The sequence below is a fragment of the Flavobacterium fluviale genome (assembly GCF_003312915.1).
GTDB lineage: Bacteria > Bacteroidota > Bacteroidia > Flavobacteriales > Flavobacteriaceae > Flavobacterium > Flavobacterium fluviale.
The window spans coordinates 3,079,286-3,104,594 of record NZ_CP030261.1; the positions used below are offsets into that span (position 1 = coordinate 3,079,286).

The 25,309-nt window shown below is 35.4% G+C and carries 23 protein-coding genes; 4 read left to right on the top strand and 19 right to left on the bottom strand.

The window, feature by feature from the left end:
• Positions 1–2,277, top strand: coding sequence for an ATP-binding protein (locus HYN86_RS13575; protein WP_113678516.1), 2,277 nt, complete (start codon positions 1–3; stop codon positions 2,275–2,277).
• Between the two features lie 140 nt (positions 2,278–2,417).
• On the opposite strand, the gene HYN86_RS13580 is transcribed toward HYN86_RS13575, so the two are convergent.
• Complete coding sequence (locus HYN86_RS13580; protein ID WP_113678517.1) at positions 2,418–3,305, bottom strand: DMT family transporter; 888 nt, start codon at positions 3,303–3,305, stop codon at positions 2,418–2,420.
• Between the two features lie 27 nt (positions 3,306–3,332).
• Positions 3,333–3,857 (bottom strand): GNAT family N-acetyltransferase, encoded by a 525-nt coding sequence (locus HYN86_RS13585; protein ID WP_113678518.1) that lies wholly within the window; start codon positions 3,855–3,857, stop codon positions 3,333–3,335.
• A 65-nt stretch (positions 3,858–3,922) separates the two neighbouring features.
• On the opposite strand from HYN86_RS13585, the gene HYN86_RS13590 reads away from it, so the two are divergent.
• Positions 3,923–4,786, top strand: a complete 864-nt coding sequence (locus HYN86_RS13590; RefSeq protein WP_057118293.1) for a LysR family transcriptional regulator — start codon at positions 3,923–3,925, stop codon at positions 4,784–4,786.
• 4 nt (positions 4,787–4,790) lie between these two features.
• Here HYN86_RS13590 and HYN86_RS13595 read toward each other — a convergent pair whose 3' ends face one another.
• From HYN86_RS13595 to HYN86_RS13625, 7 genes are all read right to left on the bottom strand, one after another.
• A complete protein-coding gene (locus HYN86_RS13595) occupies positions 4,791–5,237 on the bottom strand; it encodes a GNAT family N-acetyltransferase (protein ID WP_113678519.1) in 447 nt (148 codons plus the stop codon).
• Between the two features lie 382 nt (positions 5,238–5,619).
• A complete protein-coding gene (locus HYN86_RS13600; RefSeq protein WP_113678520.1) occupies positions 5,620–5,946 on the bottom strand; it encodes a DMT family transporter in 327 nt (108 codons plus the stop codon).
• 73 nt (positions 5,947–6,019) lie between these two features.
• Positions 6,020–6,580, bottom strand: a complete 561-nt coding sequence (locus HYN86_RS13605) for a Crp/Fnr family transcriptional regulator (protein ID WP_113678521.1) — start codon at positions 6,578–6,580, stop codon at positions 6,020–6,022.
• Between the two features lie 152 nt (positions 6,581–6,732).
• Entirely contained in the window at positions 6,733–8,229 is a 1,497-nt protein-coding gene (locus HYN86_RS13610; RefSeq protein WP_113678522.1) for a TolC family protein, read from the bottom strand.
• Positions 8,230–8,403: 174 nt separating this feature from the next.
• The gene (locus tag HYN86_RS13615; protein WP_113678523.1) at positions 8,404–11,526 is read right to left on the bottom strand and encodes an efflux RND transporter permease subunit; all 3,123 of its coding nucleotides are present in this window, start codon (positions 11,524–11,526) and stop codon (positions 8,404–8,406) included.
• A 50-nt stretch (positions 11,527–11,576) separates the two neighbouring features.
• Complete coding sequence (locus HYN86_RS13620; protein ID WP_057118288.1) at positions 11,577–12,668, bottom strand: efflux RND transporter periplasmic adaptor subunit; 1,092 nt, start codon at positions 12,666–12,668, stop codon at positions 11,577–11,579.
• Between the two features lie 232 nt (positions 12,669–12,900).
• Positions 12,901–13,260 (bottom strand): hypothetical protein, encoded by a 360-nt coding sequence (locus HYN86_RS13625; protein WP_113678524.1) that lies wholly within the window; start codon positions 13,258–13,260, stop codon positions 12,901–12,903.
• A 231-nt stretch (positions 13,261–13,491) separates the two neighbouring features.
• On the opposite strand from HYN86_RS13625, the gene HYN86_RS13630 reads away from it, so the two are divergent.
• Positions 13,492–13,854: a nuclear transport factor 2 family protein gene (locus HYN86_RS13630; RefSeq protein ID WP_113678525.1), complete on the top strand. Its 363-nt coding sequence runs from the start codon at positions 13,492–13,494 to the stop codon at positions 13,852–13,854.
• 474 nt (positions 13,855–14,328) lie between these two features.
• Here the strand turns inward: HYN86_RS13630 and pgl are convergent, their stop codons facing one another.
• From pgl to kaiC, 10 genes are all read right to left on the bottom strand, one after another.
• Complete coding sequence (pgl, locus tag HYN86_RS13640) at positions 14,329–15,045, bottom strand: 6-phosphogluconolactonase (RefSeq protein WP_113678527.1); 717 nt, start codon at positions 15,043–15,045, stop codon at positions 14,329–14,331.
• The gene (zwf, locus tag HYN86_RS13645) at positions 15,029–16,567 is read right to left on the bottom strand and encodes a glucose-6-phosphate dehydrogenase (protein WP_113678528.1); all 1,539 of its coding nucleotides are present in this window, start codon (positions 16,565–16,567) and stop codon (positions 15,029–15,031) included. Before zwf ends, pgl begins: the two co-directional genes overlap by 17 nt.
• Positions 16,568–16,594: 27 nt before the next feature.
• Positions 16,595–18,004 (bottom strand): NADP-dependent phosphogluconate dehydrogenase, encoded by a 1,410-nt coding sequence (gndA, locus tag HYN86_RS13650; protein WP_113678529.1) that lies wholly within the window; start codon positions 18,002–18,004, stop codon positions 16,595–16,597.
• Positions 18,005–18,486: 482 nt separating this feature from the next.
• Positions 18,487–19,560 (bottom strand): calcium:proton antiporter, encoded by a 1,074-nt coding sequence (locus HYN86_RS13655; RefSeq protein ID WP_113678530.1) that lies wholly within the window; start codon positions 19,558–19,560, stop codon positions 18,487–18,489.
• 198 nt (positions 19,561–19,758) lie between these two features.
• The gene (locus tag HYN86_RS13660; protein ID WP_113679947.1) at positions 19,759–20,094 is read right to left on the bottom strand and encodes a winged helix-turn-helix transcriptional regulator; all 336 of its coding nucleotides are present in this window, start codon (positions 20,092–20,094) and stop codon (positions 19,759–19,761) included.
• 117 nt (positions 20,095–20,211) lie between these two features.
• Positions 20,212–20,616 (bottom strand): response regulator, encoded by a 405-nt coding sequence (locus HYN86_RS13665; RefSeq protein ID WP_113678531.1) that lies wholly within the window; start codon positions 20,614–20,616, stop codon positions 20,212–20,214.
• Between the two features lie 2 nt (positions 20,617–20,618).
• Complete coding sequence (locus HYN86_RS13670; protein WP_113678532.1) at positions 20,619–21,875, bottom strand: sensor histidine kinase; 1,257 nt, start codon at positions 21,873–21,875, stop codon at positions 20,619–20,621.
• 1 nt (position 21,876) lies between these two features.
• Complete coding sequence (locus tag HYN86_RS13675; protein WP_113678533.1) at positions 21,877–22,176, bottom strand: circadian clock KaiB family protein; 300 nt, start codon at positions 22,174–22,176, stop codon at positions 21,877–21,879.
• A gap of 2 nt (positions 22,177–22,178) precedes the next feature.
• Positions 22,179–22,472, bottom strand: coding sequence for a circadian clock KaiB family protein (locus HYN86_RS13680; RefSeq protein ID WP_113678534.1), 294 nt, complete (start codon positions 22,470–22,472; stop codon positions 22,179–22,181).
• Position 22,473: 1 nt separating this feature from the next.
• On the bottom strand, positions 22,474–24,150 hold the full coding sequence (gene kaiC / locus HYN86_RS13685; protein WP_113678535.1) for a circadian clock protein KaiC: 1,677 nt from the start codon (positions 24,148–24,150) through the stop codon (positions 22,474–22,476).
• 327 nt (positions 24,151–24,477) lie between these two features.
• Here kaiC and HYN86_RS13690 point away from each other — a divergent pair, with 327 nt between their 5' ends.
• Entirely contained in the window at positions 24,478–25,221 is a 744-nt protein-coding gene (locus HYN86_RS13690) for an SDR family oxidoreductase (protein WP_113678536.1), read from the top strand.
• The last annotated feature ends 88 nt before the right edge of the window (positions 25,222–25,309 follow it).

A 25,309-nucleotide genomic window follows, 5' to 3' on the forward strand; every position in this document is an offset into this window, starting at 1 on the left:
ATGAAGATTAAAGATATAGTTAATCGGGATATTGTTAATTTAACCAATTGTGAGCATGAACCTATACATATACCTGGGCAGATTCAGCCTCATGGTTTTTTAATTGGTATTAATGCCGAGTGGAAAATAGATTTTTGTTCAGAAAACATTTCGTCCTATTTTAAACTGCTTCATAGTCAGGTTTTAGGAAAATATTTTAAAGAGATTTTTGGATCTATAGCTGAGGAAGAAATTTCAGCATATATCAAAGGTGATGAAGTTCAGGATGCTTTTCCTTTAGAGATCAAATTGCTGGGAAGGCTTTTTCAAATAAATATTCATAAAAGCAATGAAATTTATGTTCTAGAAGCTGAGTTGTTATTTGCTGACAAAGAAGGACTTGCAGATGTTTACAAGCAAACGATTCAGTTTGTTAGTCAGATGAATAAAACCAAATCACTCAAAGATTTGTGTGCCCTTGTGGCTCATGGAACCCGCGAAATTACGGGTTACGATCGTGTAATGATTTATCGTTTTGATGAGCAGTATAATGGCGAAGTGTATGCCGAAGACTGCCGTGAAGACTTAGAACCATTTCTAGGATTGCACTACCCGCATACTGATATTCCCGCACAGGCAAGAGAATTATACATTAAAAATCAGCTGAGATTAATTGTTGACATCAATTATAAGCCTGTTCCAATTTTTACTGTTGACGATAAAGAAAATAAAAATCTAGATTTAAGTCTTTCTATATTACGAAGCACGTCACCAATTCACGTAGAATATTTAAAAAATATTGGTGTTGGCGCAACGCTTACAATCTCACTTATTCATCACGGTAGATTGTGGGGATTAATTGCATGCCATCATTACTCAGAAAAAAATATATCTCCCGAAATTAGACTTGCAGCCAAATTGCAGGGCCAGTTCATTACTTCGCAAATAGATATTAGACAATCTAATGATGAGAATGTGAATGCTCAAAAAACAATTGAAGCATTAGAACAAATGACCGGTCTAGAACTGCCTATTTTGCAGCATTCATTAGATATTATAATAAATGCTCCTCAGCTTTTAAATATTTGCAATGCATCTGGAGTTTCTATTTTGTATCGAGGAAAAATTTATAAAAACGGATTAACACCTTCTGATGAAGAGATTACATCGTTAACAGAAATTATCGAGAATAAAATAAACAACGATATTTTTGTAACGAATAAAATCATTGAGGATTTTCCAGAAATAGCAGAAAATTCTAATTTCGCTGGTATTATTTATCATTCTCTAGGAGTTAATTCTAATATAATTTGGTACAGACCAGAAACTATTTTAGAGGTTAATTGGGGCGGAGATCCAGAGAAAAGTATTATTTATGACAGTAACGGACTTCATCCTAGAAATTCGTTCGAAATTTGGAAACAAATTATTAAAAACCAAAGTACTCATTGGGCTAAATATGAAATTAACAGCGCTGCCCAGTATGCACACAACTTACATAATCAGTTAATTTTGATTATGTTGAGCGAAGAAGAGGAAAAATACCGCAACCAAAGCGAAATATTAAAGGAAACCAATTCGGAACTCGAAAACATCAACTGGATCAGTACACATGATCTGCAGGAACCTTTACGTAAAATTCAGCTGATCACCTCAAAAATGTTATCTGAACTAGACGTTATTTCAACAGAATCTATTTCAAATTCTTTACAGCGCGTTTCAAAATCTGCTAATAGAATGAGCGGTTTATTAGAAGATATTCTAAAATATACCCGAATAAAAAATACGAGAGAAACTTTACAGGAAGTAGATCTGAATGAAATTTTAGAATCTACAATTAAAGAAATGTCTGAAGCGCTCTCCGAAAGCAATGCCGAAATTGAGTCTGAAAAGCTTCCAGAAGTTCATGCTATTGGATTTTTAATGAGGCAGTTATTCATTAATATCTTTCAGAATTCATTAAAATATGCTTCTGTTGATAGAAAGCCTAAAATAAAAATTACAGCTTCTCAAGAACCTGTACTCATACATGATAAGTATAAAGTATACTGTCATTGGGTCCGTTTTTCTGATAACGGAATTGGTTTTGAGCAAAAATATGCCGAATCTATTTTTAAGGTTTTTACAAGACTTCATACTCAGGAACATTATACTGGCTCTGGTGTTGGTCTGGCGTTATGTAAAAAAATTATGCAGGCCGTTGGAGGTGATATTCATGCAGAAGGAAAACCTGGTGTGGGAACTGATATAGTTATTTATTTTCCATGTGACCCAGAAGATACTTTGCTGCCTATATAGTGGATAAAAAAAAACTCTTATTTAGAAATTAAAATAAGAGTTTTTTTTGGGGAAAGTTTTTTTCTCGCAGATCTCGCAGTTACGCAGATCAAATGAGACAAAATCTGCCTAATCTGCGAGAACCATTTTAAGTTTAGATTCTAGTTTTTCTTAGCCAAAAAATTGATTTTAGAACTTTTAAAATTTACTTCGGAAATAATTGTTGCGGCAAAAATGAGAGTTCCTCCCAAAAGCAGACGCCAAGAAAGATTTTCTCCCAAAATAAAAAAAGCGCCAATTGCTCCAAAAACAGGTTCAAACAAATAAATTACAGCTACACGTTCTGCAGATAAATATCGCTGAGAAATATTCGAAACGGTATACATATAAGCAGTAGAAAAAAGCGCACAATAAACAACACCAAGCCAAAACGTATCGTTTTTTGGAAACCAAACCGCTTGAGAATCTGTTATTGCGAGACAAAAAGTAAACAGCGCGCAAAATGCAAACATGGGAACAATCGAATACAGCAGATTCTTTAAAACCGAATGTTTTTCGACAGTAATTAAATAAACGGCAAAAGCAAAAGCACCTGCAATAGTAAATAGATCTCCAATATTTATTGTGAATTTATCTTGTATGGCTATAATAAATAAACCAGTTAAAGCAGTTAAGGCTGCAATCCATATTTTTAAGGATGCATTGGTTTTATAGACCGCCAGTTTCATTAATGGAATAATGATAACGGTTAATCCAGCGATAAAAGAACATTGCGAAGCATCGCTGTATTTAAGTCCAACTGTTTGAAGCTGAATTCCTAAAAACATTGGAAAAGCTAAAATTGCCCCTGTTTTAACCGCTTCTAAATTTGTTTTTCTAACATATTTCCAAAAAATAATAGTTAAAACTATAACGGCCAAAAGGAAACGATAAAACAAAAAAGTGTTTGGAGAATAATCTCCAATTGCCATTTTAGTGACAGAATAGGAGATACCCCAAAAGCCAGTGCCGATGATTAGTAAAATCAGTAAAAGTTGTTTTCTTTCCATTTTGTTGAGCAATTATTGCTTTTTACTTTAGTGTATTAAATCTTTCTTCATCAATAAATCAGTTTGTTCGTCGTCGCCCAATCTGAAAATATGGGTATCAAACTGAATAAAACCATTTTTAGTATAAAAGCTAACCGCTCTATGATTATTTTCCCAAACGCCAAGCCAAATGTATACAGCTTTTAGTTCTGCAGCAGTTTGTAAAGCCTGTGCATAAAGTGCCTGCGCAATTTTTTTACCATGAAATTCTTTTGCGACGTAAATGCGTTCTATTTCAAGAGCGTTGCGATCTTGTTTTTCGGTTTGTGCATCGCCGGTATTTAATTTTAAGTACCCAATTATTTTGTTGTCAAGTTCGGCTAAGTAAAAGTGGGAATCTGCATTGTTAAGTTCAGCAGTTAATTTTTCGTCGGCGAAACTTTCTTCCAAATATTTAATCATATTTTCTTCGTTGTTTACCTCTGCGAAAGTTTCTGAAAAAGTTTGTCTTCCAATTAATTGAAGAGCTTCTAAATCTTTAACAGCTGCTTTTTTTATTTCTAGTGTGCTCATTATTTTTTATTCTTTAATGCATTAAAACCTATTTTTTGTTTTTAATAAATGCGTAAATTGCATCAATGGATTTACAGCAAATTAAATATTTTCTAGCTTTATCACGCGAACTTCATTTTTGGAATACCGCCGGAAAAATGAATATTACCCAATCGGCATTGAGCCGACAGATTCAGTCCCTCGAAAATCAGCTTGGCGTTCAGTTGTTTGAACGTAACAAACGAAATGTCAAACTCACTGCAGCCGGCCAGTTTTTAAAAGAAAAATGGGAAGTCGAAATGAGTAAACTCGAATTCATTCATCAGTCGGCACGCCAGATTCAGTTAGGGGAGAGCGGTACTATTACTATTTCGCATCCCGATTCTATTTCGGCTTCGCTTATGCCTGATATTTTGTCCCGTATTTCGAATGCTTTTCCAAAATTAAAAATCAAATTGGTTCAGGTTTTGTATGAAAATCAGCAGGAATATCTGCAAAATTATAAAATCGATTTGGCTATTACCAGAGATATTAATAATTCGCGGGATATTCGATCAGAAAAAATCCATACTGATAATTTGGCGATTGTAGTTCCTGAAAACCATCCGTATCAAACTGTCGAAGATCTTACCAAAGAAACACTTGCTTCTCAAAAGTTCATACTGCCAACTAACGATGAAGGCAGCAGTTACAGCGATTTAATACAACGATTATTCAATTCTTTTGAAAATGCGCCAGAAGTATATCTTCATTCCGAATTCGGTTCTGCAATTATTGCCTTGGTTCGAAAAGGACTCGGAATTGCAATTCTTCCAGATTCTTATCTTTTCCATGAAATCTCGGGTATTCGATTTATAAAACTTCCTTTAGAGACTGATTTGTATATCAATTGGAGAACCGAAGATCATAATCCTGTATTAGCCAATGTTTTAAAGCTGATTCTGCCGTAATTTATTAAATTCGGAGCATCTCGATATGCGGAATTCCGTCTTCATCATAAACTTCGCCTTGCTCAACAAATCCAACTGATTGGTAAAATTTCGACAAATGATATTGAGCGCTGATTCGAATTGGTCCTTCGCCAAATTTTTCCTGACAGCCTGCAATTGAAGCTTCCATTATTTTTACTCCTAAACCCGATCCGCGATGTGTTTTGTCAATCACAACTCGTCCAATTGCTATTTCATCATATGATAAACCTGCAGGAAGTAAACGTGTACAGCCAGCTAATTGGTCATTGACACAGTATAAAAGATGAAAACTCTTTTGGTCTTTATTGTCTAAGTCTAAATAAGGACAGTTTTGTTCGACAACAAAAACTTCACTCCGTAAACGTAACATTTGATATAGTTCCTGATTGGTGAGTTCCTCAAATGATTTAATGGTATGGCTAAACTTCATGTGTTTTGTAATGCTTTTTTTGACAAAGATAAAAGGAAGACTAATGATGTAAAATGCTATTTTTTTATCATGTGATGTTGAAAACGCATTAGTTTTTTAAATTCCAAAATTTTAAATTCCAAATTCCAAGCTGAAAACACAAAACTAAAGTGGAAACTTTGGGCTGTATTTTAAAGCTTTACGAACAGTTTGTCATTCCGAGGAACGAGGAATCACACTAGAAACTCCACACAAAATGCCTACAATCTTTGTCGAATCCCACGTGTGATTCCTCGTTCCTCGAAATGACAAGATTGGGGTAATTCCTATGTGTTTAAAACAAAAAAACTTTGTCAAAGTTCGAAACTTTGACAAAGTTGTATCTAATTCGTATAATATTTTTTTAGTGAGAAACCGCTTTTAAACCAACAATAGAACCTACTAAAGTTGCCAAAAAGAATAATCTCCAGAAAGCTGCAGGTTCTTTAAAAACAAAAATACCAACGAGGACAGTTCCAACTGCGCCAATTCCTGTCCATACCGCGTACGCAGTTCCCAGCGGAAGTGTTTCTGTTGCTTTCATCAGCAAAAGCATGCTCAAGGTTAAGGAAATAAAAAATCCAATATACCAATAGTACATTTCTGTTCCTGTAGTTTCTTTTGCCTTTCCCAGACAAGCTGCAAAAGCTACTTCAAATAAGCCTGCAATGATTAAAATAATCCAGTTCATATCGTTAAAATTTTGTGGTGCAAAGTTCCTTTATGAAGTTCAGAAAAAATTTAACAAATGATAAAAAATAAATTTATTTTAATTCCGCTCTTATTCGGCTTAAACTGACTTGCGTAATGCCCAGATAAGAAGCAATATGTCCTAATTGTACTCTTTGAAGCAGTTCCGGATGATCTTTCATGAGTTCGAGATAACGTTCTGATGCATTTTTGAATTGTCTGGAAATCAAACGTTCTTCCGTTTTTATTAATTCTTTTTCAGCAAATTTTCGTCCCCAGTTCGCAATATGAACATCTTCGTTAAAGAGTTTTCTAAGGTTTTCCGTCTTTAATTCGTACAATTCGCAGTCCTCCAGAAGTTCGATCGTTTCATATCCAGGCTGTTCTTCGACATAACTTTTCATCGAAATCACGGTTTCGCCTTCTTTTCCAAACCAAAAAGTAACTTCATTATCCCTTTCAATAAATGCTCTGACCAATCCTTTTTTTATAAAATAAATATTTGATTCTATTTTATTGGCTCTCAGTAAAATATAACCTTTAGGAAAAGCCATTTTTCGGACATTATTTTCTAAAGCCAGTTTAGAATGCTCGGGAAGTTTGTAAATATGATCAAGAATATGGGCAATATCCATTGTTGCTTTTTTAGTAATTTAGAATAAAGATAATAGTTGTAACAACGAACAGAAAATTTCATTCAAAAAAAATCCCATCTGCCGAACAAATGGGATATAAAACTGTATTCTTGATGAGCTAAAAAAAGAACAGTTTTTGACCAATATATAAACTAATTAATTCCTCCGCCTAAAGCTTTGTACAATAGTACTTGAGAATTGGCATTTCGTAACTGAATATCAACAAAATCAAGTTCTGCCTGCAGTTTGTTTTTCTGCGCATTAATAATTTCGAGATAATTGGCATAACCGCTCAAATACAAATCGTTAGAAACGTTTACAGCAATTTCAAGATGATCGATTTCTTTCAATTTGTATTTCAAAACATCTTCAAAAGCTTCATTTCTATGCAATAAAGCGCTTAATTCGTTGAAAGCAGTTGTGATTGTATTTTGATATTGAAGAAACGAAATTTCCTGTCTTCGGTTAGAAACATAAAATTCCTGTTTAATTTGTCCTTTATTGAAAACAGGAGCTGTTAAACCGCCTAATATCTGCCAGGCAAAAGATCCAGCATCAAAAAAAGTATTGAAAGAAAACGAATTGAAACCTGCATAGCCGCCTAAATTTAAGGTTGGGAAAAAGGCAGCTCTTGCGGATTTTGCATCGGCGTTGCTGGCTAATAATTCGAAATATGCTTCTGCAACATCTGGTCTTTTATGAATGATAGAATCTACACTTATTTTTTGGTTTAAAACTTCTAAATGTCCCGATAAAAAGTCACTGCTTCTATCGATTTTTCCGCCGTATTCACCCAAAAGCGTCAACAAAGCTTTTTCGGTTTGGTCGATGCTTAATTTCAGTTCAGATGCCTGGGCATGGATGTTATTATTTTGCGCATTAAACTGCTGTACAGCCAATTCCGTAGCTTTTCCAACCGATCTTTGAGCAGAAACAATATCAAGTGCTCTTTCTTGGGTTGTGAGGTTTTTATCGTAAATCGCAGCTTGTTTGTCTAAAGCAATAAGTTTGAAATACAAATCGGCGGCGTCGCTTAAAAGGCGGGTCTGCAATAGTCGCATTCCTGCCTGAGAAGCAAAATATCTTTGCTTTGCTGCTTTCTTACGGTTGCTCAGTTTTCCCCAAATATCAGCTTCCCAAGAAACTTTTCCACCTAGAAAAAGGTTAGGAGTGAGGTCTTCATTAATTCTTTGTTTGTCGCTGATATTTTGTGAAAAATTGGTATCAAAATTACCAACTCCATCCATTGTATATTTTCCATAACGCGTTCCAGAAGCATCTGCAACTAAGTCTAAAGAAGGGAGAAGTGCTAATTTTGCCACTTTTAAATGCGAATTGGCAATTAAAATCCTTTCCTGCATAATTAAATAATCCGGATTTTGAGCGATAGCTTTCTTTAGTAACTGCTCTAATTTTGGATCTTTAAAAAAGGTTTCTGTTTTTAATGGAATAAAAGTCGAAGCATTATTTATACTGTCTTTTCTCTTCGCGTCAAAATTCTCAGGAAGTTTTGCAGCAGTCAATTTATCGCTCACTTTTGGCGCAGAACAAGCCGTTAAAAGTAAAACCCCAGTTATTATAAACGCACTTCTGGTTGTCCTTAAAAACTGCGTATTAGCATTTTTATATTGATTTAATATCTCTTTCATTGTTTAATTTATTTGTTTAATCTGCAGCGTAATTGATTCAACACATAGAAACATAGTTTTTTTAGAAAAGGGATTGAAAGAAACCAGTTTCTAACACATTGCTATGTGACTTAAAAAAAAGTGAAACGCTTTTCTACTATTTCTAAATTCTATGTATCTATGTTTAAAAAAAAATTATGCTTTAGATTTATTCATTGCTTTTTCAAGTTTGGCAAACAAAATGTAAAGTCCTGGAATAATTACCAGACCAAACACAGTTCCAATTAACATACCGCCTGCAGCCGCAGTTCCGATGGAACGGTTACCTACAGCCCCCGCACCAGAAGCAATACACAGCGGAATCAATCCTGAAATAAAAGCAAAAGAAGTCATCAAAATTGGTCTGAAACGAAGTCTAGCACCTTCAATCGCGGCTTCTGTAATATCTCTTCCTATTTTGTTTTGTGCCATTGCAAATTCTACAATTAGAATCGCATTTTTGGCGAGCAGACCAATCAGCATCACGAGTGCTACCTGCGCGTAAATGTTATTGTCTAATCCAACCATCAAAAGGGCAAGATAAGAACCAAAAACTCCCACAGGAAGACTTAATAATACAGGGAACGGAAGTAATAAACTTTCGTATTGTGCGGCCAATAATAAGTATACAAATAGTATACAAAGCGCAAAAATGTAGATGGTTTGGTTTCCTGATAAAATTTCTTCACGCGTCATACCAGACCATTCCAGTTCAAAACGGCTAGGGAGTTTTTCTGCAGCGATTTTTTCTACGGCAGCAATTGCTTCTCCAGAACTGTAGCCTTCTGCAGGTTCTCCGTTAATCATAGCCGACATGTACATATTATATCTTGTAAGTACTTCTGGACCGTAAACTCTTTCTAATTTGATAAAAGTGGAGAACGGCACCATTTCGCCGGCATCATTTTTTAGGTACATATCCAAAATACTTTCAGGATTTTTTCTAAACTGTGGACTTGCCTGTACCATCACTTTATACATTTGAGAAAAACGGATAAAATTGGTCGCATAAAAAGAACCTAACATCGTCTGCAAGGTTGCCATTGCATTGTCTACTGAAATTCCTTTTTTCGCCGCAAGATCGTAATCAATATGAATTAAATACTGCGGAAAAGTGGCGTCAAAACTGGTAAAAGAGTTTTGTATTTCTGGCGAAGCATTTAATTCTTTAATAAAGTTTTTCGTCACTTCATCCGTATTCGTAATGCTTCCGCCGGATTTATCCAATAGTCGAAGTTCGAAACCACTGGTATTACCAAAACCAGGAACGGTTGGCGGTGCAAATATTTCAATTTGTGCATCAGAAATGCCTTTTGTTTTTTCGCTGAGAAGCGCAATAAATTCATTTACAGAAATATCACGATCGCTCCAGTCTTTTAGGTTGATCATTCCCATTCCGTACGAAGCTCCAGCAATTTCAGTCACGATGCTGTATCCTGCAAGCGTAGTTACGTTGTCGACGCCTTGAATTCCTTTGGCCGCTTTAGTTACTTCATCCAATACTTTTTCGGTACGTTCGACAGTTGCACCCTGCGGTGTGGTAACACTTACGTAAACCATTCCCTGATCTTCAGACGGAATAAATCCTGACGGTAAAAATTTACTTGTTCCCCAAGTAAAAAGACAGAAAAGAACCAGTAAACCAACGGTAACCGAAGTTCTGTCGGCAAACTTTACTAATACTTTAATATATTTTGAAGTTACATTATCAAACCAATTGTTGAATCTATGGAAAAAACGATCTAATAATGATTTTTTTTCTTTATTCGGATCATGCGCTTTTAGCATAATCGCACAAAGAGCAGGAGTAAGGGTAAGGGCGTTAATTCCAGAAATGACAATACTAATCGCCATTGTCAAAGAGAACTGCCTGTAGAAAACCCCAACTGGACCGCTCAAAAATGCAACGGGAATAAATACAGCAGCCATAACAATTGTAATTGCAATTACGGCACCTGTAATTTCTTTCATGGCACTTATAGTGGCTTCAAGCGGTGCCATATGTTCTTCGGAAATTTTGACGTGAACGGCCTCGACGACGACAATAGCGTTATCAACTACAATTCCGATGGAAAGTACCAAAGCAAAAAGAGTCAGTAAGTTGATCGAGAATCCCATCATCGACATAAAGGTAAACGAACCAATAAGCGCGACAGGTACTGCCAATACTGGAATTAAAGTAGATCTCCAATCTTGCAGGAAAATGAAAACTACAAAGGCTACTAAAAGAAAGGCTTCAATCAAAGTTCTTAAAACTTCATGAATAGAAGCATCTAGAAAACGGGAAACGTCGTACGCAATATTAAATTCCATTCCCGGAGGAAAGGAAGTTCCTTTTAATTCGGTCATTTTTTCTTTTACGCTCGCAATAACTTCAGAAGCGTTAGAACCCGGACGTTGTTTCAACATAATGGATGCTGATGGTCTTCCGTCGGTTTTAGAAACCATTCCGTAACTCATCGAACCAAATTCTATTACAGAAATATCTTTTAATCTTAATATCGTTCCATCAGAGTTGGCTCTTAAAGGGATTTCTTCATATTGTTTTGGCTCAAAAAATTTCCCGCCATATTTGATTACATATTGTAACTGATTATCAAGCTGTCCAGATCCTTCACCCACTTTACCTGGTGCAGCAGAAATGTTTTGTTTTTGAAGTGAGCTGATTACTTCATTTGCCGAAATATTATAAGAAAGCATCTTTTGCGGATCCAGCCAGACACGCATAGAATATTCTTTTTGCCCCATAATTTCGGCACGTCCTACACCATCAATACGTTTTAATTCCTGCAGGATATTAATATCTGTAAAGTTGAAGATAAACTGCTCATCCTGAGTTTTGTCTGTACTCGTAATGTTCAAGTACATCAGCATACTGTTCACCTCTTTTTCGGTCGTAACACCCGCGCGAATTACCTCTTCGGGAAGTTCGTCCAATATAGTTGTTACACGGTTCTGCACATTTACAGCCGCTAAATCGGGATCGGTTCCAACTTCGAAGAAAACCTGGATTAAGGTTAAACCGTCATTGGAAGTTACGGTCGACATATACGTCATTCCCGGTACACCATTTATAGCTCTCTCGAGCGGAAGGGCGACGGCGTTGGCAGAAACCTCTGCATTTGCTCCTGTATATTTGGCTGTTACGGTTACAGAAGGCGGTACAATATCTGGGAATTGGGTAATGGGAAGCTGGAACAAAGCCAGTAAACCCAAAAGAACTATCATAACCGAGATGATTAATGACAATATTTTTCTTTTGATAAATAACTCTATCATTATATTTTTTTTAGATCAATAATTAAATAACTGTTTTACAAGCCGATAACCTACATTTGTTTGATGTTGATTTTATCGCCGTCTCTTAATGATTGCGTACCTTCCTGTACAATCAGGTCGTCATTTTTTAGACCATCATTTAGGATATAAACATCATCAAGAGTACTTCCAATTGTAACATTGGTCATTTTAACTACTCCATCTTTTTTTACTAGAAATACGTATTGTTTGTCCTGAATTGAAAAAACAGCTTTCTGCGGAATTAAAATTGCATTGGTTTTTGGTTCTGAAATAATCAGTTTACCAGAAGTTCCGTGTTTGATAAATCCCTGCGGATTGTGAAATTTGGCTTTATATTGAATAGAACCCGTTTGTCTGTCGATTTCTCCGTCGGCAGTTCTTAGTTCTCCTTTTTGATCGTAAACCATTCCGTTTGGCAAGACAAGTTTTATATCTCCTTGTGTATTAAGAGTTTTGTCTTCCATCATTTGGAAATATGTATTTTCAGGAATTGAAAAATAAGCGTAAACGTCATCCAGCTGAGAAACGGTAGTCAATAATGAACCATTTTCTACTAAACTTCCTTCTTTAAACGGAATTCTATCTACAGTTCCGTCAAACGGCGCACGGATTGTCGTAAAACTAATCTGCTGGTTGATTGCTTTTCTTTCTGCGGCAGCGTGGGCTAATTTCGCAGAAGCCGCTTCATGTTTTGCTTTTGATAATTCTAATTCTTTGTCGGCAATTACTTTTTTATTGAAAAGAGTTTGTGCTTGTTCTAATTCTACCGTTGCGATTCTTAAATCGGCTTTTGCGCTTTTGAAAACAGCTTCGGCTTTCAGCAGCTGAATTTGAAGTTCGACATCGCTTATTTTAAATAAGATTTGTCCTTTTTTAACTTTTTGTCCTTCGCTTACATAAACTTTGTCTAGTAAACCAGGAATTCTAACGTGGATTTCTACATTGTTTTTAGCATGTACATCGGCAACAAATTTGCTCGAAACTATGGTGTCTTTTAATGTGACTTTGTATACAGGAAGTGTTTTAATGTTTTCGGAATTCTTTTTTGCTTTATCACCGCACGAGACTAAAACGAACAATGATAAAGTGAATAAAAGGAATGGATTTTTATAAATATTCATGATTAGGTTTTAAAAATTAAATAAAAATATACGCTCCCCAATGCAAGAAAAGGGAGTTTGAAATCTATGTAAATATTGAAATTAGAGATGTTTTCGGATTACTTCCTTTTTGGATAGAAGCACCGTTCTTAGAAAAAATGCTTTTATAACAATGATATTTCATACGCCATACAGGCACATGAAAAATCGTTTCAGAAAAATCTAAAATATAAAAACAACCAAATTTGGAGTCCTAGAATAACTGATATAAATGAAGATAAGTATGCCTTTGAACTTGGTATATTGAAACTATACCATATATTAAGCTCTTTTTGTAAAGCTTGAAGTTTATAAGATTACTAAAATAAGGAGCTTTGATTGTACTTTGTTCTAAAGTAGTTGCTCTGGATTTTATTTTCTTTTTGAGTTTATAATGAACTTCTAAATTTTTAGAAGAAGAATAATCTGAAGAATTAAAGAGTGTATCATCTGCGGTAACACTGTCAAGAGTAATGCAGCTGCTAAAATGTACAGGCTGTTGATACGTTTCGGTGCCTCTAAAGAAAGAAAGCAGCGAAAGTAAAACGATATATATGAACTTAATAGGTTTCATTTACAGCACAGCAGGATTATATTTGTTACTTAAAAACAAGGCTTATAGTTGTTGAAAGTGCGCCAAATATAGCAATTTGAAAAGTAAGGATTCTTAAAATTTTTCTAAAAACCATAAGAATTAAAAATTTGATAATAATTGAAGTTGATTTTTAGGGTTTTAAATTTTCGTCGGTATTTATTTTAATAAGTTAGAATTGCTATATTAGTTGACCACTTTAAAACGTATAAAATGTCAAATCAATTCCAAGACGTAATCAGAAAAGCGTATCATGCTTTTAACGAAAGAAATATCGACAACTGCCTATCGACAATGCAGGAAGATGTAAAATGGTCAAAAGCATGGGAAGGCGGTTATATAATTGGACACGAAGAAATTAGGCAATATTGGACAAGACAATGGGCAGAAATTAATCCGAAAGTAGATCCGGTTGGTTTTGTTGAAAGGGAAAATGACAGTTTAGAAGTTTTAGTACAGCAAAATGTAAAAGACCTGCAGGGTAATTTGATTTTTGATGGTCTAGTTAAGCATGTTTATACTTTTGAAGATGGCTTGATTAAGACAATGGATATAGAGTTGGTTCAAGAAGATTAGTTATAAATGCGTTTAATGGGGCAAATAATTTTAATACTCCTAGCAATGATAGTCATTGGTGCTTCAATATATATCATTAGATATAAAGACAAAGGCAAGCCAGAGGCGGGAATTAAAAGAGATAATAATTCGGAATATTTTCGAGATTATATTAATTTGAAGTTGTATTGGACCTCTCTGGGTTTTATTTTTTTGGGTGTTACACTTTTAATTGTAATATTGATAGGGAGCTAGTATTTAGCTAATTTTCTTATTAGAAATCGTAAGATTTAAAATAGGTTCGAATACTAAAGAAAATCTATTATTAAGAATGATTTTTGTCAAAAGAGTATTAAAAGAGGTTTTGAAATTAGATTATGCCACAGTTTTCGATCAGTAATCTGTCTGGATCTGCAAAATCTGCGTGAAAAAAATCATTGAAAAAAGGTTTACACTTTTCAGCATAAACCTTATAAATATTGAAGAAACAATTTCTTAATTCGTTCCAGCAGCAATCTTATCCACCAAAAACAATAACTCACCAGAAACAGGCTTAATCAATTGCATTGGATATAAAGTCGGATTAAATTCTCCAGTCGTAACTTCTTTTAAGGCGTGTGTTTTCTTCTCTCCAAAAGCCACTACAATGATTTTTGCAGCTTTGTTGATTAACGGAGCAGTTAGCGTAATACGATGCATTTTTTGAGGCGCTAAATAATAAGCGTCAACCCATTTGGTTTGTTCTTCTAAAACTGCTTCACCTGGAAAAAGAGAGGCAGTGTGTCCGTCATCTCCCATACCTAATAAAATTAGGTCAAATTTTCCTTCCTCGCCTAAAACCTTTCTGATAGTCTGCTCATATGTTGCAGCATATTCTTCTGGTGTAACGCCGTCTTTGTACATTTCAAAGATGTTTTCCTGCGGAATAGGAACGTGGCTCAATAACGTTGAATAAGACATTTTTGCATTACTCAAATCATCATTAAGCGGAACCCATCTTTCATCACCCCAAAAAATATAAACTTTACTCCAGTCTATTTTGTCTTTGTAAGCGTCAGAAGCTAATAATTTGTAGATTCCTGCAGGAGAAGAACCTCCTGTAAGAACGGCTGTAAACTTGCCTTTTGAAGCAATGGCTTTTTCTGCAGCATCTGCAAAAAGATCAGCTGCAGTAGTATTAATTTCTTCTGTTGTATTATATATCTGTATCATTTAAAACTTCTTCTTCTTTTTTAACGTTTTGTGTGTTCGGAATCCATTTGTGCCCTTGACGTGCCAGTAGTTCGTCAGCTTCTTCTGGTCCCCAGCTTCCTGCTTTGTAATTTGGGAAATTGGTTGGAGCAGTTGTTTTCCATACTTGCTGGATTGTATCAATAGCATCCCAAGCTTCTTCTACCTGATCCCAACGCATAAATAGGGTAGGATCTCCCGCTAAAGCATCGGCCAATAAGGTTTCATAAGCTTCTGGTGACATTGTAGAGCAGGCGAAATAATCAAAAACCATTTCGGCAGGTCTTAAAGCCAGAGATAAACCTGGTTTTTTGGTCATAAACTGCAATTTAATATCCATTGCAGGCTGAATATTGATAATCAGTCGGTTTGGTGTCATGCCTTCTTTTCCATAAGAAAATGAAGAATGCGGTACTGGTTTGAACTGAATAATAATAGAAGATTGTTTTTCTTCCATTCTTTTTCCAGAACGCAAATAAAACGGAATTCCCTGCCATCTCCAGTTGTCCAGATAAATTTTCATTGCCACGTAAGTTTCTGTATTAGAATCTGGTGCAATTCCTTTATCCTGACGATATCCCGGAACTGGTTTTCCGTTGATAGCTCCAGCATCGTACTGACCTCTAACAATATAATGGTCAACTTCTTCTGGTTTAATACGACGAATTGACTTTAATACATCTGCTTTACGATTACGAATATCATCTGCAGCTAATGATGCAGGAGCTTCCATTGCCGTCATACATAAAATTTGAAGCAAGTGATTCTGAATCATATCTTTCAAAGCTCCAACTCCTTCGTAAAATCCGCCTCGTTCTTCAACACCGACTTCTTCTGCTACGGTAATCTGGACAAAATCAATAAAATTACGGCTCCATAAAGGTTCGAACATTGAATTTCCAAAACGGAAAGCCAAGATATTCTGCACGGTTTCTTTCCCTAAATAATGGTCGATTCTATAAATCTGCTCTTCTTTGAAAGTCTGCGAAAGCATTTCATTCAATTCAATTGCAGAAGCTTTATCGTAACCAAAAGGTTTTTCTATAATAATACGATCCTGCTTTGAATTTGCTGCAAGTCCGATTTTTTTGATATTACTAGAAATTGTAGAGATAAAAGAAGGTGTAATCGACAAATAGAACAAACGATTGGCACGTTCGCCAAAAGCAATGTCAAAATTGTTGATTTTCTCGTTTAATCCTATATACGATTCTTCTTTGTCAATATCAAGACTGTGATAAGTAATGTGCGAAAGAAATTTTTCCGTTTCTGGATCAGAAATTCCTTTTTTTCTTGAAAAAGCATTTAGGTTTTCTAAGACATAACTGCGAAAATCTTCATTGGATTTTTCTGCTCTTCCAAGGGCAATAATCTGAAACTTCTCAGACAAACGACCGTCAAGATACAGATTTTGAAAAGCGGGAAAGAGCTTTCTCTTTGCCAAGTCTCCAGTTCCTCCAAAAATAACAATGATTGTTGGATTTTTTAGTTTATTTTTAGTCATTGTGTGTAGTTGTGTTGCTTTAATTTCTTATTCAGACCATTGTGTGTGAAATACACCTTCTTTGTCGATACGCTCGTACGTGTGAGCTCCAAAGAAATCACGCTGTGCCTGAATTAAGTTTGTTGGAAGATTTGCAGATCTGTAAGCATCAAAATAAGCCAATGAATTCATAAGTCCAGCCACAGGCAATCCTTTTTGAACAGCAAACTGAATAACAGCTCTCATTCCGGCTTGGTTATCATTTAATTTAGAAGCAATTCCTGAATCTAAAAGTAAGTTTGGTAAAGCTGCTTTTGCAACATACGCTTTTCTAAAGTCTTCTAAAATATTAGCACGAATAATACAGCCACCTCGCCATATTTTGGCAACAGTTTCTAAGTTTAACCCGTAGTTATATTCTTTAGAAGCGGTATGAAGCTGTGCCAAACCTTGCGCATAAGTTACCACAATAGAAAGGTATAAAGCCGATTTTAAAGCTTCAATTGCTTCGCTTGTACTTACATCAGATGCTTCGCCATTCCAAACTAATTTTTCAGAAGCTTCAATTCTTTCCGGTTTTGTTTTAGACATATCGCGCATAAAAACCGCCGCATCGATAGTCGGAACTGGGACTTGTAAATCCATTGCATTTTGCGAAGTCCATTTTCCTGTTCCTTTCGATTTAGCCCAATCTGAAATTTTGTTGATCAAAAGACTTCCATCTTCATCTTCTTGTTTTAAGATACTTGCTGTAATTTCGATCAAATACGATTTAAGATCATGAGTCTGGTTCCATTCTTCAAAAGTTTTTTGAATAGTGGTATCATCCAAATTATAACCTCTTTTCATCAGGTCATAAATCTCAGAGATCAACTGCATGATTCCGTACTCAATTCCGTTGTGAACCATTTTTACATAGTTTCCAGCAGAACCATTTCCAAGATATTCTACGCAAGGTTCACCATCCACTTTTGCAGCAATTGCTTCAAAGATAGGGCGAAGTCTTTCATAAGCTTTTTGATCTCCTCCAGGCATCATAGCAGGACCGAATCTCGCGCCTTTTTCTCCGCCTGAAATTCCCATTCCGAAGAAGTGAATACCTTTTTCAGATAATTCTAAAAATCTTCTGTCTGTATCGGTAAAATAAGTGTTTCCACCATCAATTATAATATCTCCTTTATCTAAGTGCGGCAGTAAGCTTGCAATGGCGCTGTCTACTGGTTTTCCAGCTGGAACCAATAGCATAATCGCTCTTGGCTGCTGAATAAGTTCTACAAAATGTTTAACATCTGTCGTAGCTTCAATAGTATGGTCGGCATCGGCTTCTTGTTGAAGAGAATTGACTTTTTCGGTATCTAAGTCTAAACCTGCAGCCGCAAAGTTGTGGCTGGCAATATTTAAAAGTAAGTTACGGCCCATTACGCCAAGACCTACAATTCCAAAATCAAATTTGTTCATAGTTTTCAATTAACTAAATTATTAGAAGGATGTTTTTCGCATAAAAAGTACGAGAAAGTATGGTAATTCTTTTTCATTCAATGTTTTGCAGAAAAACAAAGTTTGTTTTAATCTTACATTTCAAAATGTAGTGCGCTAAGTTAGAGAAAAATGCTGAAAAATAAGGAGTAAAATAGTTCAGTTTTAGTCTTTATTGTGATACTTTTTATGTGTGAAAATTACGCTTATTTTGATTTTGAAAAAGTATTTAAAATTTATTTTTATGTTTGGTATAAGTTTTTAAACACATAGGTACATAGTTTTTGGAAACCTTTAAAAGGCGTTTCACTTATTTAAACAAACATAGAATTACAACACGTCAACTTTGTCAAAGTTCAAAACTTTGACAAAGTTGACGTGTTGTATGCATAAAGTTAAGAAACGAGTTTATTTTTATAAACTTTTGAAATCAAAAAAACTATGTTTATATGTGTTTAAGTATTTTACGGATAAATCATAAGAAACATAAACGCAAACAAATTCACTAAAAGCACAACTCCATAAACAATATTTGATTTTCCTTTGCTTAAAGACAGCATTACCGTAAAAACCGATAAAGCTAAAAGTACAATAGATTTAATATCAAGTCCTAAAACAATTGGCATGTTCATGGCGATGCAAACTGCTGCGACACTCGGAATCGTTAATCCGATACTTGCGAGCGCAGAACCTAATGCCAGATTTAAACTCGTCTGAAGTCTGTTTTTTCTCGCTGCGATTATGGCTGCGATTGCTTCGGGTAACAAAATAATTATCGCAATGATAACTCCAACTAAAGATTTCGGAAGGCTGTAACCAATAATGATAGTTTCGATAGTAGGAGATAGGGTTTTTGCTAATAAAACGACGATTCCTAAACTAACCAAAAGAAAAACCATGCTCGTGTAAAATGTTTTATTATTGATTTCAATTGGGTGCGTTTTAGATTCATCGTCACCTCCGTTCGTTAGGAAATACTGTCGATAGCCTTTGGTTTGTGCGAACAAAAAAGAGCCGTAAATAACCAGACATGCAATAGACGCAAAAATAAGCTGTGGTGTGGAGTAGTACGAACCGTGAACGCTTTCTGTAAAAGTGGGAAATACTAACGTAAAGACAATTATAGAAATCAGAGAAACTAGACCAATAGTTACAGACGAAGTGGAAAAATTCTGCTCGTAATGTTTGATGCTTCCGATAAGAAGGCAAAGACCGATTATCCCATTTAGAATAAGCATTGTCGCGGCATAAACCGTATCTCTTGCCAAAGAAGCAGCTTCTGAACCTTCGGAAAGCATTAATGATATAATTATAGAAACTTCGATAACAGTAATGGAAATAGCGAGAATTATTGTTCCGTAAGGTTCTCCAACACGCTCTGCAATAATTTCAGAGTGATGTACGGCCGACATTACGCTTAGAATAAGAAGTATACTGGCAGCAATCTGAAAAATACTGCTGTTGTCTACGAGCCCGCTAAAAAAAAGAGCCCATGAAAGAAGGGGTATTATGATGGTCCATTGTAATAATTGTTTCATCGTTTTGGTAGTTTTTTTAAGATTTCTAGCAATATTCGCCGATAGGGCCAACAGAACCGGCTTTATTCTTTTATGTAAGATAGGGCTTTTACGTCTAAAATTATACAAAAAACTACATTTTTAAGCTCTTTTTAAGTTTAATAATGTGTTATCTGATTGAAAAAAGATCACTTTAAAGTCATAACAACTAAAGTCTTTTTATGATTTTCTGATGATTTCTTGTCGATGCGATTTTCCCCATTTGATCATTTCTTCGATAACTGGACCAAATGATTTGCAATAGGGAGTTGATTCGTATTTGACCTGAATTTCAGCATCGCGGTCTTCGGTTCTTTTAATCAGCATGTTGAGTTCCATTTCTTTGAGTTCTCTCGAAAGCATGCGTGTAGTAATGCCCGGAATACTGCGCTCGATTTCTCTAAAACGATTATTTCCGTTGCAGATGGAATTGATAATGGGCAGTCTCCATTTCCCGCCCAAAACATGTAATGTGTCCTGAAGTGCCTGCACTTCTTCTTTCTGATTTCTTTCCATACTAATTTCCATTAAATTAAGATATCTAATTGGTTACAAAGTTATACCAATTACGGTTTGTATCTGCAAACGATCCTAAAATAATGGTAAAAAGAAAGATTTAATTTGAATTGAAAACTAAGCTTCAATAATGCTCAAGATGGTTTTCGGAATTTCAGCGAAAGCTTCAAAAGAGTAGGGTTTAATCAAATAAGCTTTTACGCCCATATGATCACATTTTTCTTTGTATGAAGGATTTATGCTTGTCGAATACACAAAACACGGAATGTTTTTTAATTCATTAGTGTTGAGAATTTCCTGCAAAGCCTCAATTCCGTCAATAAGAGGCATATTAATATCGGTAAGAATAACGTCGGGATTTTCGTTTTCAGTATTTTTTAAATAATTCAGCAGTTCTTCGCCATTAGCGACAAGGCTTACTTTGCTGAAATTTGGGTTTTTTGTAAAAGTTTCCGTGATAACATCAGCATCATCAATGTCATCTTCGGCAATTATGATATGTAAATTATTTTTTTGTGGCATTTTTATAAAATGGGGAAGAAAAGATTAAATGTTGTTCCTTCGTTTAATGTACTTTCGACAGTAATATTTCCAGAGTGGTTTTCCATAATCTTTTTACAGATGGCAAGACCGATACCGTTTCCTGAATATTCATTTCGGGCATGCAGACGCTGAAAAATGATAAAAATTTTCAGCAGGTGGCTTTCTTCCATTCCAATGCCGTTATCTTTTATCTGAACTTTTACAAATTTACTACTTTGATTTGGTATTTCAGTATTTAAATTTTCGTCCTCATAAATTTCGATAACAGGAGGGGTATTCGTTTTACTATATTTAATGGCATTTGCGATCAGATTGGAGAAAAGCTGTCTCATTTGAACTCTTGAAGCTTTAATTACAGGTAATTTTCCAATTTTAATACTGGCATTTTTATCAGAAATTATAATTTCAAAATCCTCAATTACTTCAGAAATTATGGTTTCCAATTTAATTTCTGTACGTTCTTCCTGCGCAGTATGGGAGGAATACGAAACTAAATCGTCTACCAGCGAATTTAATCTCAGGGCAGACAGCTTCATTACGTTTATCGCTTTCGTATCTGCTTCCTTAAAATAACTTCCGTCAATTCTGCCCGTATTCATCACAATTTTGCGAAGAGGTTCTTTCAGGTCATGGGAAATTACGTGAATAAATTCCTCGAGATTACGATTTGTTTTATTCAATTCGTGTATTTTTTCTTCGAGCTCTTTTTGGTGCCGAATTAAAGCTTCTTCATGTTTCTTCTTTTCGGTTAAATCGGTAATCACGATTCCAATAGCTTCTACGGCGGGCTCAAGATCTGTTAGAGCAATATAAGCTGGGAAAGTTTTATCGGTACTATCCGATTTTAAAAGAATCTCATGGGTTGTAATTCCATATCGGAGTGCTTCAATTAACTGCGAAAACTGTCCTGGATTATCAAAATATTCACTTAGATAATTGCCAATTATGCTTTCTGACGGCATTCCGACCAATTTAGAAAAATACTCATTACAGTAGAGTATAAGTCCGTTTCTTGAAATACTCAGCGCACCTTGGCCAAATTTTTCAATAAGAAGACGATAGGTGTAATCTGCAGTTTCGAGAGAATAAAGTTCAGGAACTCCATTGCTGCTTACTACCAGCGCATCGACATCTCCCTGTTTTATAGCATTAATAATGCTTGTTGACTCATAAAGTTCTTCCTTTAGCGACTCAATTTCTGCTAATAATGCATTTATATTTTTTTTGTTGTCTTCCAAATTATTCGCTTATATTAAGTATATATAATACTTTTTCTTTATCTGATAAATCCCCTAAAATAATTCTTTTAGGTTCCGGGTGTGTTTTTATCAATGTAGGAATAGCTACAATTTGATGTATCACGGCTTGCTCTTTATCGCGGCTGATATCTATTATTTCTAATTCATAATTATCTTTGAGATAAGTATCGCATATTTTGCGCAAATTTTCTATTGCATGTCCTGATTTAACAGACATACCTGAAACAAAAAGTATGAATTTATGTTTGGTTGTACTAGTGCCATCAGATGAATCTTCCATGATTAAGCAGTTATAGGTTTGATATTAAGTCCTACAAGCACTCTTTCCTCATTAGAAAGATCTCCAATAATTTTGCGTATCGGCTCAGGAAACTTTCTCACCAAAGTAGGTACAGCCAAAATTTGGTCGCCTTCTGCCAATTGCGGATTCTTCAGCAAATCGATAATCTCGATGCTGTACTTTCCTTTAAGATATTCTTCGGCGTACTTTTTTATATTTTCAAGTGCCTTAATCGATTTTGGCGTTTGCCCTGCTATATAAAGCAGTAATTGCCATTCGGCTACTTCTTTTTTCATTTTATTTGTTTTTTTTAGAAGATAATTTAGCCTGCAATTCTTCTGTTGCTTTCAGAATGCTTAATTCTTCTTCTGCCGATTCAAATTCGTTTCTTAAAGCTTCAATATTAGCTTCCAGGACTTTGCGTTTACGTTCAATTTCCCTGTCTTTTCTGCTAATTTCGTTTTGAAGTTTAATATCTGAAATAGTTTTCTTAAACTGATGTGACTGTCTCGCAGCACCTGTCAGGATTCCCTGTGGACCTAATTCAACATCCAATAATTCTATTCCGTTACTGGTTATAACAAATTCCCTAACCTGATTAGAATGCCCCATTCCTCTGGCCTTGATAATGAAAATACCACGGTTTCTTTCTCCTACACCTTCCATATCACGAACCGTAATCCAAGTATCTACCAAAGACGAAACAGATTCTTCAGCCAGATCAGGTCTGAAATTATCCGTCTGTTTGTTTAAAGACGTAAATAAAGCCGTTATATTATTTGCTTTAAGCATATCAATAAGCCTTACGAGCATTGATCTCACTTCCTGTTCACTGCCGACGGTGATTAAATTACTGATCGGATCAATAATAATAGTCGTTGGCTGAAAATCTTTGATCAATTTTCGAAGCGTAAGCAAATGCAATTCAAGACCATTTAATGATGGACGTGAAGAATGAATTTGCAAAATACCCTTCTTGATATGTTTTTCCAGATCAATCCCAATTGATTTCATATTACGAACCAATTGTTGCGGCGATTCCTCGAACGCAAAGTAAATGGTTTTTTCGTTCTTTTGGCACTGTTCATTGGCAAAATAACAGCCAACTGTAGTTTTCGCCGTTCCAGCTGTTCCAGATACTAGTATGTTGCTGCCGCGATAGAATCCGCCTCCATTAAACATTTGGTCTAATCCAGGAACGCCTGTCGGAATAACGTCTGATGATACTTCATTGTCCAATTTCAAAGATGTAATAGGAAGAACCGAAATTCCATCCTCGTCAATTAAAAACGGGTATTCGTTTGTTCCATGCGTTGAACCTCTGTATTTTACAATTCGAAGTCTTCTGGTCGAAACCTGCTCAATTACACGATGATCGAGAACAATTACGCAGTCAGAAACATATTCTTCCAAACCTTGGCGGGTTAAAGTTGCCTCGCCGCGTTCTCCCGTAATAATTGCTGTTACGCCTTTGGTTTTCAGCCAATGGAATAATCTACGCAATTCAGCCCTAAGAATCGCCTGATTGTCTAGACCTGCAAATAAAGATTCGATTGTATCCAAGACAACACGGGTTGCTTTTATAGAATCGATGGCATGACCCAAACGAATAAAAAGTCCGTCCAGATCGTATTCGCCTGCTTCTTCAATTTCCGATCTTTCGACACGGACATGATCTACTACAAGTTTCTTATCTTTTTTAAGCTGTTCTAGGTCAAAGCCAAGTGATTTAACGTTTAAAGTAAGGTCATCCGAAGGTTCTTCAAAAGACATGAAGACTCCAGGTTCATTGTAATCTGTAATACCTTTAATAAGGAATTGCATAGACAACAATGTTTTTCCGCATCCGGCACCACCGCAGATTAAAGTTGGACGTCCTTTAGGAAAGCCGCCATCTGTAATCTCGTCTAGTCCGTCAACTCCAGTAGGAGTTTTTGGAAATGTAAAACTATGTGATTTTGTTTTTTCTTGCACGATAATATAATTCTGTGTTATCTCAAATATACGTTTTCCTGCAAGATTTTCAATTAATTCTTGTTAAGTTTTAACAGCTGTTTAATGAAGTTTTAGAAAGAAATTAAGATTAATGAATGAATTATCTAAATAAATCGGATTTTTTTAACCTAAAATCCGCAATATAGTTAGCAGATATTTAACACTAATTCTTCCCTTTTGAATAAAATTGATTTTCCGCCGATGTTTTATTGTTAAAATCCATATCTGGTATACTCCATGATACTGGTTACAAAGTTATACCAATTTGAATTTACCTTTGCTTTATAAATTTTAAAGTATTTACATATGAACAATTTAGAGAATAAAGTTGTAATAATAACAGGAGGAAACAGCGGAATAGGTTATGCCACAGCCAAACAATTAAAAGAGCAGGGCGCACACGTAATTATTACAGGAAGAAGAAAAGAAGCGATAGAAAAAGCAGCCGCAGAATTAGACGTTACGGCCATTACAGCGGATCAATCGAATATTTCGGATATCGAAAATCTGGTCACTCAAGTAAAATCCAATTTTGGTTCGGTTGACATTTTGTTTATCAATGCCGGAATTGCAGGTTTAGGAACAATTGAACAAACTACAGAAGAACTATTTGATAGTATTATGAATGTCAATCTTAAAGGAGCTTTTTTTACTTTAAGCAAATTTATCCCGATTCTAAAAGATGGTGCTTCTGTAATATTTCTTTCTTCGAACACCGCTAGTATGGCTGGACCGGGATCTTCTGTTTATTCGGCGAGTAAAACTGCTTTGAATTCGGTAATGAAATCGGCGGCATTAGAATTAGCGCCAAGAAAAATCAGAGTAAATTCAGTAAGCCCAGGACCTACCGAAACCGAAGTCATGAAAAAAGTAGGCCTAGATGAAGCAACCATAAAAGGTATTATGGATGTCGTAGTTGAAAAAGTCCCGCTCAAACAAATGGGAAGGGCAGAAGATGTCGCTAAAATGGTTGCTTATTTGAGTAGTGAAGCAGCGGTTTTTGTTACTGGGGCAGATTTTATTATGGATGGTGGGATGAGTTTGGGGTGAATTATTTAGTTTTTAATGAATGGGAAAGAGCTTGCGGATTGCAGGCTTTTTTATTAGTAAAATAAAGCAAACCCCACACCAACACCAG